13 protein-coding genes are annotated in these 16,857 nt (G+C 65.2%); 1 reads left to right on the top strand and 12 read right to left on the bottom strand.

Annotated elements, in window-relative coordinates:
* Nucleotides 1-14 precede the first annotated feature (14 nt).
* Nucleotides 15-638: an SRPBCC family protein gene (locus CXQ91_RS04990; RefSeq protein WP_104172796.1), complete on the bottom strand. Its 624-nt coding sequence runs from the start codon at nt 636-638 to the stop codon at nt 15-17.
* A gap of 237 nt (nt 639-875) precedes the next feature.
* Here CXQ91_RS04990 and CXQ91_RS04985 point away from each other — a divergent pair, with 237 nt between their 5' ends.
* Nucleotides 876-3,092, top strand: coding sequence for a catalase (locus tag CXQ91_RS04985; RefSeq protein WP_104172865.1), 2,217 nt, complete (start codon nt 876-878; stop codon nt 3,090-3,092).
* Between the two features lie 82 nt (nt 3,093-3,174).
* Here CXQ91_RS04985 and CXQ91_RS04980 read toward each other — a convergent pair whose 3' ends face one another.
* From CXQ91_RS04980 to CXQ91_RS04930, 11 genes are all read right to left on the bottom strand, one after another.
* Entirely contained in the window at nt 3,175-3,681 is a 507-nt protein-coding gene (locus CXQ91_RS04980) for a mucin-associated surface protein (protein ID WP_258073827.1), read from the bottom strand.
* Nucleotides 3,678-4,886, bottom strand: a complete 1,209-nt coding sequence (locus tag CXQ91_RS04975) for a serine/threonine-protein kinase (RefSeq protein ID WP_104172794.1) — start codon at nt 4,884-4,886, stop codon at nt 3,678-3,680. The genes CXQ91_RS04980 and CXQ91_RS04975 overlap by 4 nt, the downstream gene beginning before the upstream one ends.
* 229 nt (nt 4,887-5,115) lie before the next feature.
* Complete coding sequence (locus CXQ91_RS04970; RefSeq protein ID WP_146072300.1) at nt 5,116-6,474, bottom strand: hypothetical protein; 1,359 nt, start codon at nt 6,472-6,474, stop codon at nt 5,116-5,118.
* Between the two features lie 84 nt (nt 6,475-6,558).
* Complete coding sequence (locus CXQ91_RS04965; RefSeq protein ID WP_146072299.1) at nt 6,559-7,518, bottom strand: hypothetical protein; 960 nt, start codon at nt 7,516-7,518, stop codon at nt 6,559-6,561.
* A 133-nt stretch (nt 7,519-7,651) separates the two neighbouring features.
* The gene (locus tag CXQ91_RS04960; protein WP_104172791.1) at nt 7,652-8,722 is read right to left on the bottom strand and encodes a Gfo/Idh/MocA family protein; all 1,071 of its coding nucleotides are present in this window, start codon (nt 8,720-8,722) and stop codon (nt 7,652-7,654) included.
* A 199-nt stretch (nt 8,723-8,921) separates the two neighbouring features.
* Nucleotides 8,922-9,629, bottom strand: a complete 708-nt coding sequence (locus CXQ91_RS04955; RefSeq protein ID WP_104172790.1) for an ABC transporter ATP-binding protein — start codon at nt 9,627-9,629, stop codon at nt 8,922-8,924.
* A 2-nt stretch (nt 9,630-9,631) separates the two neighbouring features.
* Nucleotides 9,632-11,104, bottom strand: coding sequence for an ABC transporter permease (locus CXQ91_RS04950; RefSeq protein WP_104172789.1), 1,473 nt, complete (start codon nt 11,102-11,104; stop codon nt 9,632-9,634).
* Nucleotides 11,105-11,303: 199 nt separating this feature from the next.
* A complete protein-coding gene (locus tag CXQ91_RS04945; protein WP_104172788.1) occupies nt 11,304-12,401 on the bottom strand; it encodes a sugar-binding protein in 1,098 nt (365 codons plus the stop codon).
* A gap of 50 nt (nt 12,402-12,451) precedes the next feature.
* The gene (gene mmsB / locus CXQ91_RS04940) at nt 12,452-13,723 is read right to left on the bottom strand and encodes a multiple monosaccharide ABC transporter permease (protein ID WP_104172787.1); all 1,272 of its coding nucleotides are present in this window, start codon (nt 13,721-13,723) and stop codon (nt 12,452-12,454) included.
* Nucleotides 13,724-13,768: 45 nt separating this feature from the next.
* Nucleotides 13,769-15,328 (bottom strand): multiple monosaccharide ABC transporter ATP-binding protein, encoded by a 1,560-nt coding sequence (gene mmsA, locus CXQ91_RS04935; RefSeq protein ID WP_104172786.1) that lies wholly within the window; start codon nt 15,326-15,328, stop codon nt 13,769-13,771.
* A 130-nt stretch (nt 15,329-15,458) separates the two neighbouring features.
* On the bottom strand, nt 15,459-16,649 hold the full coding sequence (locus CXQ91_RS04930) for an ROK family transcriptional regulator (protein ID WP_104172785.1): 1,191 nt from the start codon (nt 16,647-16,649) through the stop codon (nt 15,459-15,461).
* Between the last annotated feature and the right edge of the window lie 208 nt (nt 16,650-16,857).

Raw genomic sequence — 16,857 nt, 5'->3', positions numbered from 1 at the left:
GCTGCGCCGCGGCCTCAGCGCTGAACGTGCTTGCCGAACGGCGGTTCGGTGGCCATGTCGGGGTCCGTGTTCACGGGACGCTCCGTGGGCTCCGAGTCGTAGCCCACTTCCTCCTCGAGGGGGACCGCGGTGGTGGCAGTAAGCGGAATTTCCTTCGTGCCGGTCCCGGCGGCGCCGCCGACCTCGCTGTCGCTGACGCGTTCCCGCCAGGCGCCGGTCTCCACTTCGCGTTCTTCAATGAACTTCTTGAACCGTTTGAGGTCGGAGGCCACCTGGTGCGAATCAAGCCCGACGGCGGCTCCGACCTTCTCCACTGCGGAGTCCGGCTCCCAGGCCAGTTCAACGCTGACCCTGGTTTCGGTCGGGTTGAGTGCTTCGAACCATACAGTTCCGGCGTTGTGCGGCTCGTCCAGGCTTTCCCAGGTCACGCGCTGGTCCGGCTGCTGGACGGTGATCCGGGCGTCGTATTCGCGCTTGACGCCGGCGATGCTGGTTTTGAAGTGAACGGTGGTGTCGTCGAGCTGCCGGACAGAGTCCACGCCGCTCATGAAGTGCGGAAAGTCCTCGAACTGGGTCCACTGGTTGTAGGCCTGGCTCAGCGGGACGTTTACGTTGATTGATTCCTGGACAGTTGCCATGCGTACATCACTCCTTCAGCTGGCGGGCCGGTGGCCCGCGGTTCTGATCTCGTTGCGGGCTTTGTTGGCGCGCTTAATCAAACCTAGCGACATTCGCGCCAAATAGTAAGTTTGCTGATGAATATTCTGCCGTTCCATTGTGGTCGCGGAGCATCTTCCCTAGAGTACTAAGCAAGCTTAGCTTCCGACCTGAGGCCGGTTGCAGCGGTGGATTGTCGATACCGAGGAGAAATGTCCATGCCAGAAGACCGCAACATCCAGATTCCTGGTGCCGTCTCGAGCGAACCGCCCAGTGTCGCCGAACCGACCGAACCACGTGAACCGCTCCCGCCCAAGCCGGACCAGCAGGGCCCCGAAGCCGTTTCACCGACGGGAACCCCGAGCGGCGCCCCGGTCCACTCCCGCGCGCAGTCCGGCGCCTACCTCACCACGGCGCAGGGCCTGAGGCTCCAGGACACGGACCACTCGCTGAAGGCGGGCCGGCGCGGTCCCGTGCTGCTCCAGGACCACCACCTGCGCGAAAAGATCACCCACTTCGATCACGAGCGCATCCCGGAGCGCGTGGTGCACGCCCGCGGCGCCGGAGCCCACGGCACTTTCCGCGCCTATGGGTCGGCAGCGAACATCACCCGGGCGGGGTTCCTGGCCAAGGACGTCGAAACCCCGGTCTTCGTCCGGTTCTCCACCGTCTTGGGCTCCCGCGGTTCCGCCGACACCGTCCGGGACACCCGCGGGTTCGCGACCAAGTTCTACACGGACGAGGGGACGTTCGACCTGGTGGGCAACAACATCCCGGTGTTCTTCATCCAGGACGGCATCAAGTTCCCGGACATCATTCATGCCGCCAAGCCGCACCCGGACCGCGAGATCCCGCAGGCCCAGAGCGCCCACGACACGTTCTGGGATTTCGTTTCGCTCCACACCGAGGCGCAGGCCCACACCATGTGGAACATGTCCGACCGCGCCCTGCCCCGCTCCTACCGCACCATGGAAGGCTTCGGCGTCCATACTTTCCGCTTCGTGAATGCCGCCGGTGAAACGGTGCTCGTCAAATTCCACTGGAAGCCCAAGCAGGGCGTGCACTCGCTGGTCTGGGAAGAAGCCCAGCTCATCAACGGCATGGACCCGGACTTCCACCGGCGCGACCTTGCCGACGCGATCGAGTCCGGAGCCTACCCGGAATGGGAGTTGGGAGTGCAGGTGTTCCCGGACCTCGAAGAGGAATTCTTCGAGGGAATCGACCTGCTGGACCCCACCAAGTTCGTGCCTGAAGAGCTCGCCCCGGTGCAGCCGATCGGACTGATGACGCTCAACGCCAACCCGGTGAACTACTTCGCCGAAACCGAGCAGGTTGCCTTCCACCCCGGCCACCTGGTGCCGGGCATCGACGTCACTAATGATCCGCTGCTGCAGGTACGGCTCTTCTCCTACATCGACACGCAGATCTCAAGGCTGGGCGGCCCGAACTTCGGACAGATCCCGATCAACCGGCCGCAGGCGCCCGTCAACGACATGCTCCGGGACGGAATGCACCAGCAGGCGGTCCATGGCGGAGCGGCGCCGTACCACCCGAATTCGCTCGACGGCGGCTGCCCCTTCCTCGCCGGGGCGGACCTCAGCGCGTTCATCGACGTTCCCGAGCAGCTGGCGGCGGCCGTCAAGGAACGGAAGTCGCCGGCGTCGTTCGACGATCACTTCAGCCAGGTGCGGCTCTTCTTCAGGAGCCTGAGACCGGTGGAGCAGGACCATGTGATCCAGGCCTACACCTTCGAACTCGGCAAATGCCGGGAGGAAGCCATTCGGGAACGCCAGCTGCGGAACCTGGCCAATGTCGACGCCGGACTTTGCGCTGCCGTCGCCGCTGGCCTGGGCATGCCGGCGCCCGCAGCTTCGGTCGATGTGGCCGACGCTGACCCGAGCCCCGCGCTATCCCAGATCGGCGGAACCTGGCCAGTGAAGGGCCGCGTGGTGGGTATTGTGGCCGACGCATCCAGCGACCTGGCCGCTGTGCGTGCCGCGCGCACGGCTTTGGACGCCGCGGGCATCGTGCCGTTGGTGGTCGCACCGTCCGGAGGGTTCCTGGGAGCGGAGTCCGACGGCGGGATCCCCGTCCAGCGCACGTACCTCACCGCTCGCTCCACGGAGTTTGACGCCGTGCTGGTCGCCGGGTCCGCTGACCCGGCCCCGGACGCCGACCAGGGGTTGGATGCCAAGGCCGGCGAACCCGGGGCAACCCTTGATCCGAGGGTGATCCTCTTGCTTTCTGAGGCCTTCCGCCACGCGAAGGCGATCGGCGGCTGGGGCGCAGGTGCCGCCGCCGTGGACGCCGCGAGCATTCCGCAGGATGCTCCCGGTTTGGCCTTTGGTGACGGCCCGGCTGACGTTGTTCCGCTGCTTCAGGAGCTGCTGGCGGCGCACCGGGCATGGGAGCGGTTCCCGGCGTCCGGGTCCTGATTCCCAACAGAATGTGGGCGCGGTTCCGCGCTGGCAGATCAAGGCAGGGACGGTTGAAGTCCGGTGGCGTGAGAGCCGGTTTTCAGTCGTCCTTGTCTTTGCCTTTTTCGCCTTTGCCCGGCCCGGAATTTCCTTGGGCGGGCGCGGGAGCCTGGACCTGCGCCGGCGGCTGCGCGGCGGCCTGCGAGGCCTGGGCGGCCGCGGTGGCTGCGGCTTCTGCTGCCGCTGCAGCTTCCGCCGCGGCCGCTTCGGCTTGAGCCTGCGCTGCTACCAAGTCGGCGCGGACTGCTTCGATGGCCTTCATGATGGCCTGGTGGCGTTTGAAGGATACGCTTCCGTCGGCCGCCGAGGCGTCGAGCTGCGCAACGAGCTCGTCCAGGGATTTCAGGGCTGCAGCCCGATCGCTGCCGGCGGCGGCTTCGGAAACAGTCAGGACCTTGGCCTGCAATTGCTGGGCGGCATCCTTTTGAAGGTCGGGGGCTGCTGTGCCGCAGCCAGCGAGAACAGCCGACATCAGACCCGCAGCCAGGACTGTCCGCCAAGGCTTGTGTGACAACTGCCGGGGGCGGCGCATCGACGATGAACTCACGGTTCCACGCTTTTCTGTAGCTGGTCGAGGTGTTCACCCAGGGTGCCGGTGACCGCCGGGTATTGAACAGGAGCCGGTGTTTCGGGTGTATTGACGGAGAGGACGATCACGGCGGCCACTGCCAGTGCTCCCAGCACGGCCAATGCGGCAGCCAGCTTGCCTCGTCTGCCCAGCGTTCGAAGGCGCTGGGTGATGCTGGCGCGCACCGGGCTGCGTCCCGTGGTCTTTCTGGGAGCGGTGGTGCGCGGGCCGGTCTCCCAATCCGCTGTCCTAATGCTTTCCGGGACGGCGAGCGGCGGACGCGACGGGGGTGCGGGAAGTACCCGCGTGGGCTCCTCAGCCATGGCGCCGGGCGCGGAGTCCGGCGAGACAAGGGCCTGCCGGAGGGCGGTCTCAAGATCGGCGGCCGACGGACGGTCCAGCGGGTTCAGGGCCGTCATGGAGCTGATGAGCCTGGACCACTCGGCGGGAACATTGCCGGGGATCTCCGGGGACCGGTGCAGGCGCGCCACGGCGGATTCAATGGCGCCTCCCGGATACTCCACCGCGCCCTTGATGCATTCGAGCAATACCAGGCCAAGCGAATAGATGTCGCTGGCGGGACCCAGGTCCGCGCCCCGTGCCTGTTCCGGGCTCAGGTAGGCGGCTGTCCCCACCATGGTCCCGGTCGCGGTCAGCCGTGTGCCGTCGATGATCCTGGCGATGCCGAAATCCGTCAGCTTGGGACGCAGGGGTTCACCCGGCCGGACCTGTATCAGCAGGATATTGGCCGGCTTGATGTCGCGATGAATGATGCCCAGGTTATGGATGTAGGCCAGGGCATCGGCCACGCCGGCTCCGATCACCGCCAGTTCATCCAGAGGCACGGGGCTGTGCCGGATCCGGGTCCGGAGGTCCTGCCCCTCAATCAGCTCCATGGTGAGGAACGGGCGGGGTTCCTCCGGCACACGGGAATCGATGCCCGCATCGAACAGAGTCACGAGGCTCGGGTGGTTCAGCGTGGCGAGGAGCTCGATCTCCGCTTCTTGCCGCTTGAGTTCGTCGGCGTCGGTGGATTGCGGGGCAAAGAGCTTCAGTGCAACGTCCCGGCCGAGGTTCTCGTCCCTGGCCGCGTAGACCGATGCCATGCCACCGCGTCCGATGACCTCGCCGAGACGATAGCGGCCGCCTAGGACCTCTGCCGTATCACTGGGCGAACTCTCCACGATGTGCCATCCTTTTCAGCGTTCCGGCGGAACGCACTCCAAGAATGATACGGGGACTGCCATCATTTTCATAAGGGTGCTTGGTAGTTCTCGTGCGTGTGCCGGAATCACAGCGGGCAGCGGCCTGGCCCGGGAGGCCTTGCGGGCTTCCCGGGCCATTCCCTTGAATATTCCTAGAGCCTGGCCGGACAGGATACGGGCGGCGCCCGTCATCCTGTCAGCAGCCGGACTAGGCCTTCTTCCGCCGGTACAGCACGAGCATGATGATCATGCCGGCCGCGAGGAGAAGCAGCGCCGCAGTCAACAGTTCAACGTTGGCCCCCGTGTTGGCGAGCATCGGTGCACCAGTGCCTGCGGTTGCATTGGCTCTCGTGCCGGTCACCGTTGCAGCCGAGGGATTCATGCCGGTTCCGGTAGCTGCACCGCCGGGGTTGATGCCCGGGGCGTTGGTGCCTGGGACGTTGCCGCCCGGCTCGACGCCCGTAGCAGGAGCGCCGGGGTTGGTTGCACCCGGGACGGTACCGCCGGGGGCAGTGCCGCCGGGGACGGTGCCGCCGGTGGCGGGTCCGCCGATGCCCAGATCAATGCCGAGGTCGACCCCAAGGTCGCCTGTGGTGCCGGTGCCCGTATCGGTTGAGCCGCCCACACCGAGGTCGACACCCAGATCCACAGCAGTATCACTTCCGGTGGTGCCTGCGCCGAGCCCGAGGTCCACAACTGCGCCGAGGTCGGCGGTGGTGTTGTCGGTTTCTGCTGTCCCGACGTCACCGGTACCGAGGTTGACGTCGACAACTGCGCCGAGGTCAGCCGTGGTCGTGTCGGTACCGGTGTTGCCGTTGCCGTTGCCGGCGCCAAGGTTGACGTCGACAACTGCGCCGAGGTCAGCTGTAGTCGTGTCAGATCCTGCCGTTCCGGCGCTGCCGGTGCCGGTGCCGAGGCCAAGGTCTACGACGGCGGCGATGTCGGCGGTGGTGTCGGTACCCGTGGTACCCGTGGTACCGGTGCCGAGGCCGAGATCTACAACTGCCGCGACGTCAGCCGTGGTCGTGTCGGTACCCGTGGTGCCAGCGCCGAGGTTGACGTCCACAGCGGCGGCGAGGTCGGCTGGCGTCGTGTCGGTACCCGTGGTGCCGAGGCCGAGATCTACAACTGCCGCGACGTCAGCCGTCGTGGCGTCGGTACCCGTGGTGCCGCTGCCGGTGCCGAGGTTGATGTCCACAGCGGCGGCGAGGTCGGCGGTGGTGTTGTCGGTTCCTGCTGTCCCGACGTTGCCGGTGCCGAGGTTGATGTCGGCAACTGCCGCGACGTCAGCCGTCGTGGCGTCGGTACCCGTGGTGCCGTTGCCGGTACCAAGGTTGACGTCCACGACTGCGCCCAGATCAGCGGTGGTGTTTTCCGGCGTTGAGTCACCCAGTAGGCCCAACGACGAGTTTGCGGCAACCGCCGCTGAGACCGTGGCGGTAGTGCCGGATGTGAGACCATCCGACCCGCTCGTTGTATCCGCTGCGCTGGCAGCGGTGGTGCCGAGGGCTAGTAACCCTCCGGCAAAGAGGGTGCTGAGCAGCCCTCTGCGAATATGTGCGTGCATTGTGATTTCTCCTGAAAGTTGTTGTTGGGCGCCCAAGGCAGCCCAAGTGGCCGTTTTCCGCGCATAGGCGCAGGGGAGGCCCAACTAGTCAGGAGATGAACCGGGGTCGAAAGACACCGGCGCGGGGGAATTCTGCAGGGGGCCGCTGACGGGGAATACACCGGTCAGTGGAACGTCCAGGTGGAAAGTTGAAAGCCAAGCAGGGCCGCCGGGGCCAGCGCCGGACGACTGGCTGGTCCCCGAACCGGAGCCCGGAACAGCCGGAAGCTCATAAGGGCCTGCAGTGCCGTCGCCGTTGCCGGGGGATTCAGGGCTCCAGGCAGGCGCAGCGGAAGAACGCGCCGAGCCAAGGTTGGCGACCGGCAACGATAACGTGGACTCCGGCGTCAGCGACAACCGGTAACTGAGGGGGATGGCGCCCAACTGCACGCCCGGGGCTGGCCCGACTTCGGTGCCGAAACCGCCGTCGAAAGCGGAAGAATCCGTAACAGCCGCAAGTCCCGGGGCCAGGGCTTCACTACCCGGAAGAGGGAGTGGCAGCGTATCCGTGCCCGTCAGCAGCTCGTCCACCGGCTCAAGGACCGGTTCAAGAACGGGCAGGGCATCGCCCGCGGCGGGCAAAACGGCGTGAGCGGCATCGGCCGCAAACGTGTCAGCTGCCGCGATTACGGGTGACGTGACTGTGCCGCTGGTCCCGCTGGGCACTATCTGGTTCACCACCGGAACCGCGTCGATGAAGTAGTCCACGGTTCCGGTTGCCGCGCCGGTAAGAGGCTGAAGCCTGCCGGCCGGTTCGGGAGCTGCCAGTTGGGCTGGAGGTTCGGCGACAGTTTGCCTGACGGAGGCCAGGGTGTCGTTGACCGGGGTAGCGGCTGTGCCAGCCACCGACGAAACAGACGAGCTGATGGTGCCCAACAGCGAACCGGAATCGGGTGTCGACTCGGCGTTGGCAGCAGGGGCTGAAAGTGCCAGCCACGCCGTCGCTGCCGCGCCTGCAAGGATCAAGGTACGGAGCGTGCGCCATGGCGAACGTGCTGATTCCATCCGCGACACCCCCCCGATGCTCCTCGAAAAATCGACGATTGCCTACAGCCTAGGCACGACAAAGAGCAGGAGTCCAGAGTTTTCGGTTAGTAGTCCGGCGAATTGATTATTTTCCGATGCCCGTCGGGCCGGGTTAGCGCGCATCATTCGGGTAGGCCACGCCGAGCTGCGCACGGACGCCGTCGAACAGCCGCATGACATTCAGCGAATCCTCAAGCGGCATGACCGGGCTCTCCGTGAGTTCCTGCTGGATGCATCGGGTGACCTCGCGGAGCTCGTAGGTGTAGCCCCGGCCGACGACGTCGAAGCGTTCAATCCGCGGTTCCTCCATGCCGATTCTTACCAGCAGTTCCCTGGGGTTATTGATTGAACCGATGGACTGCAAATACCCCAGGCTTCCAGCGACGGTGGCTGTTCGCGGACCGTAGGCCGTGAGGGACGATGTCAGTTGGGCCTGCGCTCCGTGGTGGTATCCGAGCGTCAACGCGTTCTGTGCATCCACGCCGTCGTCGTTTACTGTGCCTGTGGCACTGACGGACTGGGGCAGGCCCAAGGTTCCCAATGCCCACAACAGGGGGTAAACAGTCAGGTCGAGGAGCGCGCCGCCGCCGTCCTCGAGGGCCCAGATACGTGCGGTGGGGGAGTAGACCGCCGGGAATCCGAGATCCGCGGTGACCCACTGGACGGCTCCGAGTTCTCCGGACGCCGCGATGTCGAACGCTCGCTGCATGCTGGGCAGGAACCGGCTCCACATGGCTTCCATCAGGAAGAGCTTCCTGGACCGTGCAAGGGCCACGAGTTCGGCAGCTTCCCGCGCGTTGATGGTCAGGGCCTTTTCGCACAGCACGTGCTTGCCTGCATTGAGTGCGGCCAGGGCCACTTCGTAGTGCTGGGCGTGCGGAGTGGCCACATAGACCACATCCACGGCGCTGTCCGCCAACAGCCGCTGGTAGCCTGTGCCGCTGGCATCGTCACCGTACGTTTTGGCAAAACCGTACTTGGCCGCGAACGCATCAGCCGTAGCCTGCGTGCGGGAGCTAACTGCGTAGAGGTCCGCATCGGCGAGTTGGACGAGGTCCTGCACCACCGACTGGGCAATGCCGCCTGTTGCCACTACGCCCCACCTCAGAGTGCGTCCTGTGGCGGAACGGGGATCCTGGTCGGACTGGCTGAACAGCCACGGCTGCGCGATAGGGGCACTCATTGTGCCATCCTCTCACTCAGCTGAGAGAGCGTTCAGGAAATACGCGCAAGTACTGAGAGAGCGTCCGAATATTTCGTGCGAAAAGTGAGAGAGGGTTGCCTTAAAGACTGCAGGAGCTGAGAGAGGGTCCAAATCGGCCCGCCCTCAGCTCCCACCGACGCTCCCGGGCGCTCCCACCGACGCTCCCGGGCGCCCCCGCCTACGCCGGGGCGGCCGCTCCCACCCGGGTGCGTGCGGGCTCTTCGGAGAGGCGCCCCTGCTGGAGCCGGAATCGGCGGTCCGTCTTGTTGGCCAGTGCCCTGTCGTGCGTGACCACCAGGATGGTGGTGTTGTGGTCGCGGCTGAGCGAGCTGAGGAGCTCGATGATGTGGTCACCGGTCTGCTCGTCCAGGTTTCCGGTCGGCTCGTCGGCCAGGATGAGCTTGGGCTCGTTGGCAAGCGCGCGGGCAATCGCCACACGCTGCTGCTCGCCGCCCGACAGGCGGTTGATGCGGCGCACGTGCTTCTCCGGATCCAGCTGCACCTGCTCCAGCAGGTCCTTTGCCCGCGCAAGCCGCGCGGCCTTGCGGACCCCCGCGAACTCCATGGGCAGCATCACGTTGTCCACGGCGGACAGGTTGGGGATCAGGTTGAACTGCTGGAAGACGAAGCCGATGTCGCGGCGCCGGTATTCGGTCAGCTTGCCGTCCGGCATGCTGGCCAGGCTGACGCCGTTGACGACGACGTCTCCGCTGGTGGGCTTGTCCAGCGCACCCAGCAGGGACAGCAGCGTGCTCTTGCCGCTGCCGCTCTTGCCCACGATGGAGGCGAGCGTGCCCTGTTCGAGTTCGAAGCTGACGTCGTTGACGGGTTTGATGGTGCGGTCGCCGGACTTGAAGGTGCGGACGAGATTCTTGACTTCGATCATGGCTACTCTCCTCGGAGGACTTCGATGGGGCGGATGCGGGCGGTCAGGAGTGCGGGAACCAGGGCGCCGATGATGGCGACGCCGAACACTGCGGCTATGCCCGCCGCGATCACGCCGGGGGAGGCGCTAGCGGTGACTGTCGTCAGGAGCTGGGACGCGCCGCCGAACGGCCCCCCAGAGGGAAGACCAGCGCCGCCGCCGGGGAAGCCAGCCGCCCCGCCGGGCATGCCGCGGCCGGTGGTGGTGGCCGCCGCCGTCGTCGAATTGGAGCTGATCAGGGCGGAGGCAATGCCTCCGCTGGCGAAGGACGCGACGGCGGCACCCACCACGCTGCCGAGCGCCACCAGGACCAGCGCCTCAAGGACGAACTGGAGTCCGATGGTGCGGTTGGGGGCGCCGATCGCCTTGAGCACACCGATTTCACGACGGCGCTCGCGGACCAGCATCACCATGATCAGGAGGATGATCAGGCCGGCCGTGCCCAGTGCGGCGACGAACGCGATGAAGGAGATGTTCTTGACGCTGCCCAGGGAGCTGACGGCGGTTTCCAGGTTGCGCTGGCCCTGGGTGACATCGGCCTTGCCGGTACCGAGGGCGTCCTGGAGCGCGGTCTTGGCGGCGTCCACGTTCTCCATGCTGTTCACCGTGACGATCATGGTGGACAGCTCGCCGGGAAGTTCAGCCAGTGTCTGGGCGGACGGGAGGGTGACGTAGAGGGCGTTGTTGCCGAACGAGGTGCCTGCATCGAATAGGCCGGCAACGGTGTAGGTCTGGTCATTGATGGTGAACGTGGAGCCCACCTTGAGGCCGTTCTTTTCGGCGAGGGTGGTGCCCAGGAGCGCGTTGGTTGACTCGGCGGTGTAGTCGCCCAGGCCGGAACCTTCGGTGATCTCGAGGGCCCTGCCCGTGCTGTCCACCTCGGCGCCGGTTCCGGTGGCGGTGATGGGCAGCGACATGGTCCGCGCCGGCTGGGTGGTTCCGGTTGATCCGGTGGTTCCCTCGCCGGCCTGGTTGCGGTTGCCGAGCGTTCCGGCGTCGACGGCGGCGGTGAGGCTGGTGGTCAGCGTGGTGGTGGTCTGCCCGCCGGGTCCGCCCTGGCCTCCGCCGGGGCCGGCCGCCTGTGTTCCGGCTCCTTGGGTTCCGGCGGCGGACTGTGCTGCGGCTTCGGTTGCGTTGCGCAGGCGCAGCGCCTTGGTGCCGACCACGCCGGTCACGTTGGGCACCGCTGCCGCAGTGGCGGCCTGTTCAGCCGTGAGCGGTTCGCCGCCGCCTTCGAAGCCCTGGCCGCCCGCCGGGTTGACGGTCAGCACGGTGCCCACCGATGCGTTCAGTTCGGTGACTTTGGCGGCAACTGCCTGGTTGGCCACCAGCATGGACAGGGCCAGGCCGATTGCCACTGCCAGCACCGCCACCACGGCCCCGGTTCGGACCTTGTTTCTGAAGGCATTGCCTACACTTCGGGCGAGGACGCTCACGGTACTCCTAGATCTCTGGCCGGACGGGATGGCCGGCGTGCTGATCCCACAGTGCTGCGCGCGGCTGTGCGGAGGTCGGGCCGAAGCTGTGTTTGCGCTGTGAAGACCGGGCGGCTGTGCGGTCCGGGGAACGCAAGAGCCCCGGTCCCACCCTGTCGGGCGGGCCGGGGCCTTTGACTTGCAGGCGCCGAAGCGCGGACTACTTGGTGATCGGGCCGAGTACCGGATCGTCGACGTAGGCCGTCTTGACGTTCTCCTTGGTCACGATGACCGGATCCAGCAGGTATGCCGGAACCGTCTTGACCGTGTTGTTGTAGGACTTGTCATCGTTGATCTCAGGCGTCTTGCCGGCCTGGATGTCCTTGACCATGGTGATCGCGTGCTCAACGAGCTTGCGGGTGTCCTTGTTGATGGTGGAGTACTGCTCGCCGGCCATGATGGACTTGACGGACTCAACCTCTGAGTCCTGGCCGGTGATGATCGGAAGCGGCTTGCCGGCAGCCTTGACGGACGTCAGGACTGCACGCGCCAGGGTGTCGTTCGGGGACAGGACGCCGTCAAGGGAAGCGGTGCCGTAGCTGCCGGTCAGCAGGGTGTCGGCCCGACGCTGGGCGTTCTCAGCCTTCCAGCCCTGGGTAACGGCCTGCTCGAAGGACTTCTGGCCGGACAGCACCTTCAGCGTTCCGTCGTCGATCTTCGGCTGGAGGATGCTCATGGCGCCGTCGAAGAAGACCTTCGCGTTGGCGTCATCCGGGGAACCGGCGAACAGCTCGATGTTGTACGGGCCGGAAGGCTTCTTGGCCTTCATGCCGTCCAGCAGCGCCTGGCCCTGGAGCTCACCCACCTTGAAGTTGTCGTAGGCCACGTAGTAGTCCACGTTCTCGGTGTTCAGGAGCAGACGGTCGTAGGCGATGATGGTGGCGCCGGAGTCCTTGGCCTGCTTGAGCTGGGTACCCAGTTGGGCCCCGTCGATGGCACCCACGATGATGACCTTTGCACCCTTGGTGACCATGGCGCTGATCTGGTTCTGCTGCTCGGAGACGCCGCCGTTGGCGAACTGGACGTCAGCCTTGAAGCCGGCTCCGTTCAGGCCGTCGTTGAACAGCTTTTCGGCCAGCACCCAGTTTTCACTGGTCTTCTGGGGGAGCGCGACGCCGATCGAGGAGTTCTGGGGGAATGCCTCGCCGCCGCTGGTACCACCTGTGGTGCCGGTTTCGGCGCGGCCGCAGGCTGTCAGCGCCAGTGCCGCAATAGCAGCGATCGCTGCTGCCTTTCCTGCTTTACCAATCATTTGCATTGCTTGGTTCACTTTCTTTAGATGGTGTGCGGAGAATCGTGGGGAAGCGCTCAGGCTTCCTTGCGGATGACGTCCTTGGTGGCCGTGGTCTCGTCCGGCTGCAGCTCGGTGCTGGTGCGGCCGAAGTTCTTCATCATCATGCCGATGATGGACTTCTTGCCCTGTGTCTTGTTGTAGACGTCGAAGGCGACGGCGATCAGGAGCACCAGGCCCTTGATGATCTGGGTGAGGTCGGCGCCGACGCCCAGGAGCTGCAGGCCGTTGTTCAGTACAGCCATGACCAGGCCGCCGACGATCGAGCCGATCACGGTGCCCACGCCGCCGGTCACGGCGGCGCCGCCGATGAACACGGCAGCGATGGCGTCCAGTTCCCAGCCGACGCCGTCGAACGGGCCGGAGGCGGTGGAGCGGCCAACGAAGATCATGCCGGCCAGGCCGGCCAGGATGGACATGTTCATCATCACCAGGAAGTTGACCTTCTTGGACTGGACGCCTGAGAGTTCGGCGGCGTGCCGGTTGCCGCCCACAGCGTAGATGTGGCGGCCGACGATGGTCTTGGACGAGATGAAGCCGTAGATGATGACCAGGACGGCGAGGATCAGGCCGGGGATGGGGAAGGACGTGCCCGGGCGGCCGGTGGCGAACAGGTACGTGGCGTACAGGATGGCGCCGCAGATCAGGACCAGCTTGAGGATCATCACCCAGGATTCGGGGACTTCGGCACCCAGCGCGATGGCCCGGCGGCGTGAACGGACTTCGCTGAAGACCACCCAGGCCACGGCCAGCAGGCCCAGGAGCAGGGTGAGGTTGTTGTACCCGGTGCTGGGTCCCACCTCGGGGAGGTAGCCCGATCCGAGGTACTGGAAGTCGTTGGGGACCGGGATGGTGTTGGACTTGCCGACGAACTGGTTGAAGCCGCGGAACAGCAGCATGCCGGCAAGGGTGACGATGAAGGCCGGGATGCCCACATAGGCGGTCCAGAACCCTTGCCAGGCCCCGATCAGCGCCCCGAGTGCCAGGCCCAGCAGGACACCGGCGTACCAGGGGATGCCCCAGTCACGGATCGCCAGGGCCACGGCGACGCCGACGAAGGCGGCCACGGAGCCGACAGAGAGGTCGATGTGGCCGGCAATGATCACCAGGACCATGCCGATGGCCAGGATCAGGATGTAGGAGTTGCCGTTGAAGAGGTTGATGACGTTGCCCGGGGTGAGCGTGCGGCCCTCAGTGAAAATCTGGAAAAAGACGATCAGTGCAACCAGGGCGAAGATCATGCCGAATTGGCGGGTGTTTCCGCCAAAGAGCTTCTTGAGCGCGTTCATTGTTTCGGTCCTTGTGTCTGGAAGGTTCTGGAGGTATCCACAGGGTCAGGCGGCGGTCTTGCGGGCGGATGTCATGAGCTTCATCAGGCTTTCCTGGCTGGCGTCATCCTTGTCCAGGACACCTGTGATGGCGCCTTCGAAGATGGTGTAGATGCGGTCGGAGAGGCCAAGCAGCTCCGGCAGCTCGGAGGAAATCACGATCACTCCCTTGCCCTGGTTGGCCAGCTGCTGGATGATGCCGTAGATCTCGTACTTGGCGCCGACGTCGATGCCGCGGGTGGGCTCGTCAAGAATCAGCAGGTCCGGGTCGGTGAACATCCATTTCGCGAGCACCACTTTCTGCTGGTTGCCGCCCGAGAGCTTGGCGACGCCTTCTTCCACCGAGGGCGTCTTGGTCCGCAGCGACTTGCGGTACTGCTCCGCAACGGTGAACTCCTTGTTGGGATCCACCACGTTGTGCTTGCTGATCTTCTTGAGGTTGGCCGCGACGGTGGTGGTTTTGATGTCATCGAGGAGGTTCAGGCCGAGGGACTTGCGGTCCTCCGTGACGTAGCCAAGTCCGCTGTCGATCGCCTGGCGTACGGTGCGGAGCGTGACCTCCTTGCCGTCCTTGTAGATCTGGCCCGAGATGAACCGCCCGTATGAGCGGCCGAACACCGAGCGTGCCAGCTCGGTGCGGCCGGCGCCCATCAGCCCGGCGAAACCGACGATCTCGCCGCGGCGGACGAAGAAGTTGGAGTTCTTGCAGACCATCCGGTCCTGGATCTGCGGGTGGCCCACATTCCAGTCCTTGACCTCAAAGAACACCTCGCCGATCTTGGGTTCGTGGTCCGGGAATCGGGATTCCAGCGTCCGGCCCACCATGCCCTTGATGATGCGGTCCTCGTCAACGCCGTCGGCCTTCACATCGAGGGTCTCGATGGACTTGCCGTCACGGATGATGGTGATGGAGTCGGCGATCTGTTCGATCTCGTTGAGCTTGTGGGAAATGATGATGGACGTGATGCCGCGGCCCTTGAGCCCCAGCATGAGATCCAGCAGGTGCTGGGAATCGGATTCGTTCAGCGCTGCCGTCGGCTCGTCCAGAATCAGCAGTTTTACCGACTTGCTCAGGGCCTTGGCGATTTCCACCAGCTGCTGCTTGCCGACGCCGATTTCCTTGATGGCGGTATCGGGATCTTCGCGCAGCCCCACCCTGGCCAGTAGCTCCGTGGACCGGGTCCTGGCCTCGGCCCAGTCGATCACGCCGCGCTTGGTGGGTTCGTTGCCCAGGAAGATGTTCTCCATGATGGACAGCTCGGGAATGAGCGCCAGTTCCTGGTGGATGATCACGATGCCGGCATGCTCGCTGGCGCGGATGTCCTTGAACTGCTGAACCTCGTTTTGGTAGACGATGTCGCCGTCGTAGCTGCCGTACGGGTACACGCCGGACAGGACTTTCATGAGGGTGGACTTGCCGGCGCCGTTCTCACCACAGATTGCGTGGATCTCGCCGGCCTTCACCCGCAGGCTTACCTCGGACAAAGCTTTAACGCCGGGGAATTCCTTGGTGATGGAGCGCATCTCGAGAAGTATCGGATCGCTGTGCGTGGTCTGGGACGTCATATGCCCTTACGCCTCCAATGCATGACTTCGTTGTCCGCCCCGCAAACCGCAGGGCCGTCTGATGAAAAAGTAAACTGGATCACAGCCCTTGTCGTCAAGTCTTTAACGCAACAGCCAGATAACGAAACGATCAGGAGCGGCGTATTCCCGCATGCTGGAAGACGAGTGCGGCAGCCCCGAGCGCCTCCGCCCGGTCGCCCAGCGACGACATCGTCAGAGTGGTGGTCTCGCCGATCACGGGCACCGCATGGCGGACAAGCCCCCGTCGGATGGGGTCCAGGAGCAGGTCTCCCAACCCGGCCAGCGGACCGCCCACCACAATGACTTCCGGGTTGATGAGGTTGGCCACGTTGCCCAGGGCCCGGCCCACGGCCAGGCCTGCGTCGTCCACTACCCGCAGGGTTGCGGAGTCCCGCTCCAGCGCCTTGCGGACGATGTCTTCGGCGCTGAGCGGCTTCTCCTCGCCGCGGCTGAGTAGCTCGATCATGGTGGTTGTGGAGGCAATGGTTTCAAGGCATCCCCTGTTTCCGCAGCGGCAGATGAGGCCGTGCTCATGGATGGTGGCGTGGCCGATTTCGCCGGTGATGCCCACGTTGCCGTAGTACGGGGCACTGTTGAGGATCAGGCCTGCGCCGATGCCCGAACCTATCTTCAGGAACATCAGGTTACTGATGCCACTGTGGGGTCCCCAGGTGACCTCGGAGAGTGCACCAAGATTGGCGTCGTTGTCAACAAAGACGGGGAAATTCAGGGTGTCCTCAAGGTGCTGGAGGATGTTGATTCCCACCCACTCAGGGAGGATGGCGCCTTGGGCAACGGTGCCCGTGCGGCGGTCGATGGGACCGGGAATTCCGACGCCGGCACCCACCACGGCGCTGCGTTCCACGCCGCTTTCGTCCAGCAGTTTGGCCAGGAGGTCGACGGCGGCCCGGATGCCTTCGTCGGAGTGGTGGCCCAGCGGCAGCAGCACCGACTCTTCGGCGATGATGTGGTAGCTCAGCGTGGCGAGAACCACCCGGAGGTGGCGGCGGCCGAAGTCGATGCCCACGGCGACGGCCCCGTTGCTGTTGAGCCGGACGTTAAGTGCGCGCCGGCCGGAACTGGTGATCGGTTCCGTGGACGCCAGCCCGGCGTCCTGCATGATCTTGACGATGTTGGAGACCGTGGCCGTGGACAGGCCGGTCTGCCGGGCGAGTTCAGCCTGGGTTGACGGACCGTTCAGAAGGCACTCGATGATCCGTTGCTGGTTCAGGTGCCTCAATGCGGACTGTGAACCAGGATTCTTGGTTCGGCTCCTCGTTGAGCGCGGTGTTGAGGGCATGCAATGAAGCGTGCACCATCTCCACCGTTGCAGTCAAGAAGTTAACGCAACATGCAATCACGTTGCCGGACCGGTGCCCACGGACGTTCCGCACCGCCGGCCGCGGATTCCGGGTGGAAATGCACCTGGGCCACCGCAGGCACCCGTGGCTAGGCTGGTAGATACAGAGAGTCCGCGGGTTCCCGCGGGCATCCCGGAGACTTCTAGA

It is taken from the genome of Arthrobacter sp. Y81 (assembly GCF_002929335.1).
Classification (GTDB): Bacteria; Actinomycetota; Actinomycetes; order Actinomycetales; family Micrococcaceae; genus Arthrobacter.
This window is presented reverse-complemented; position numbering and strand designations above follow the sequence as displayed.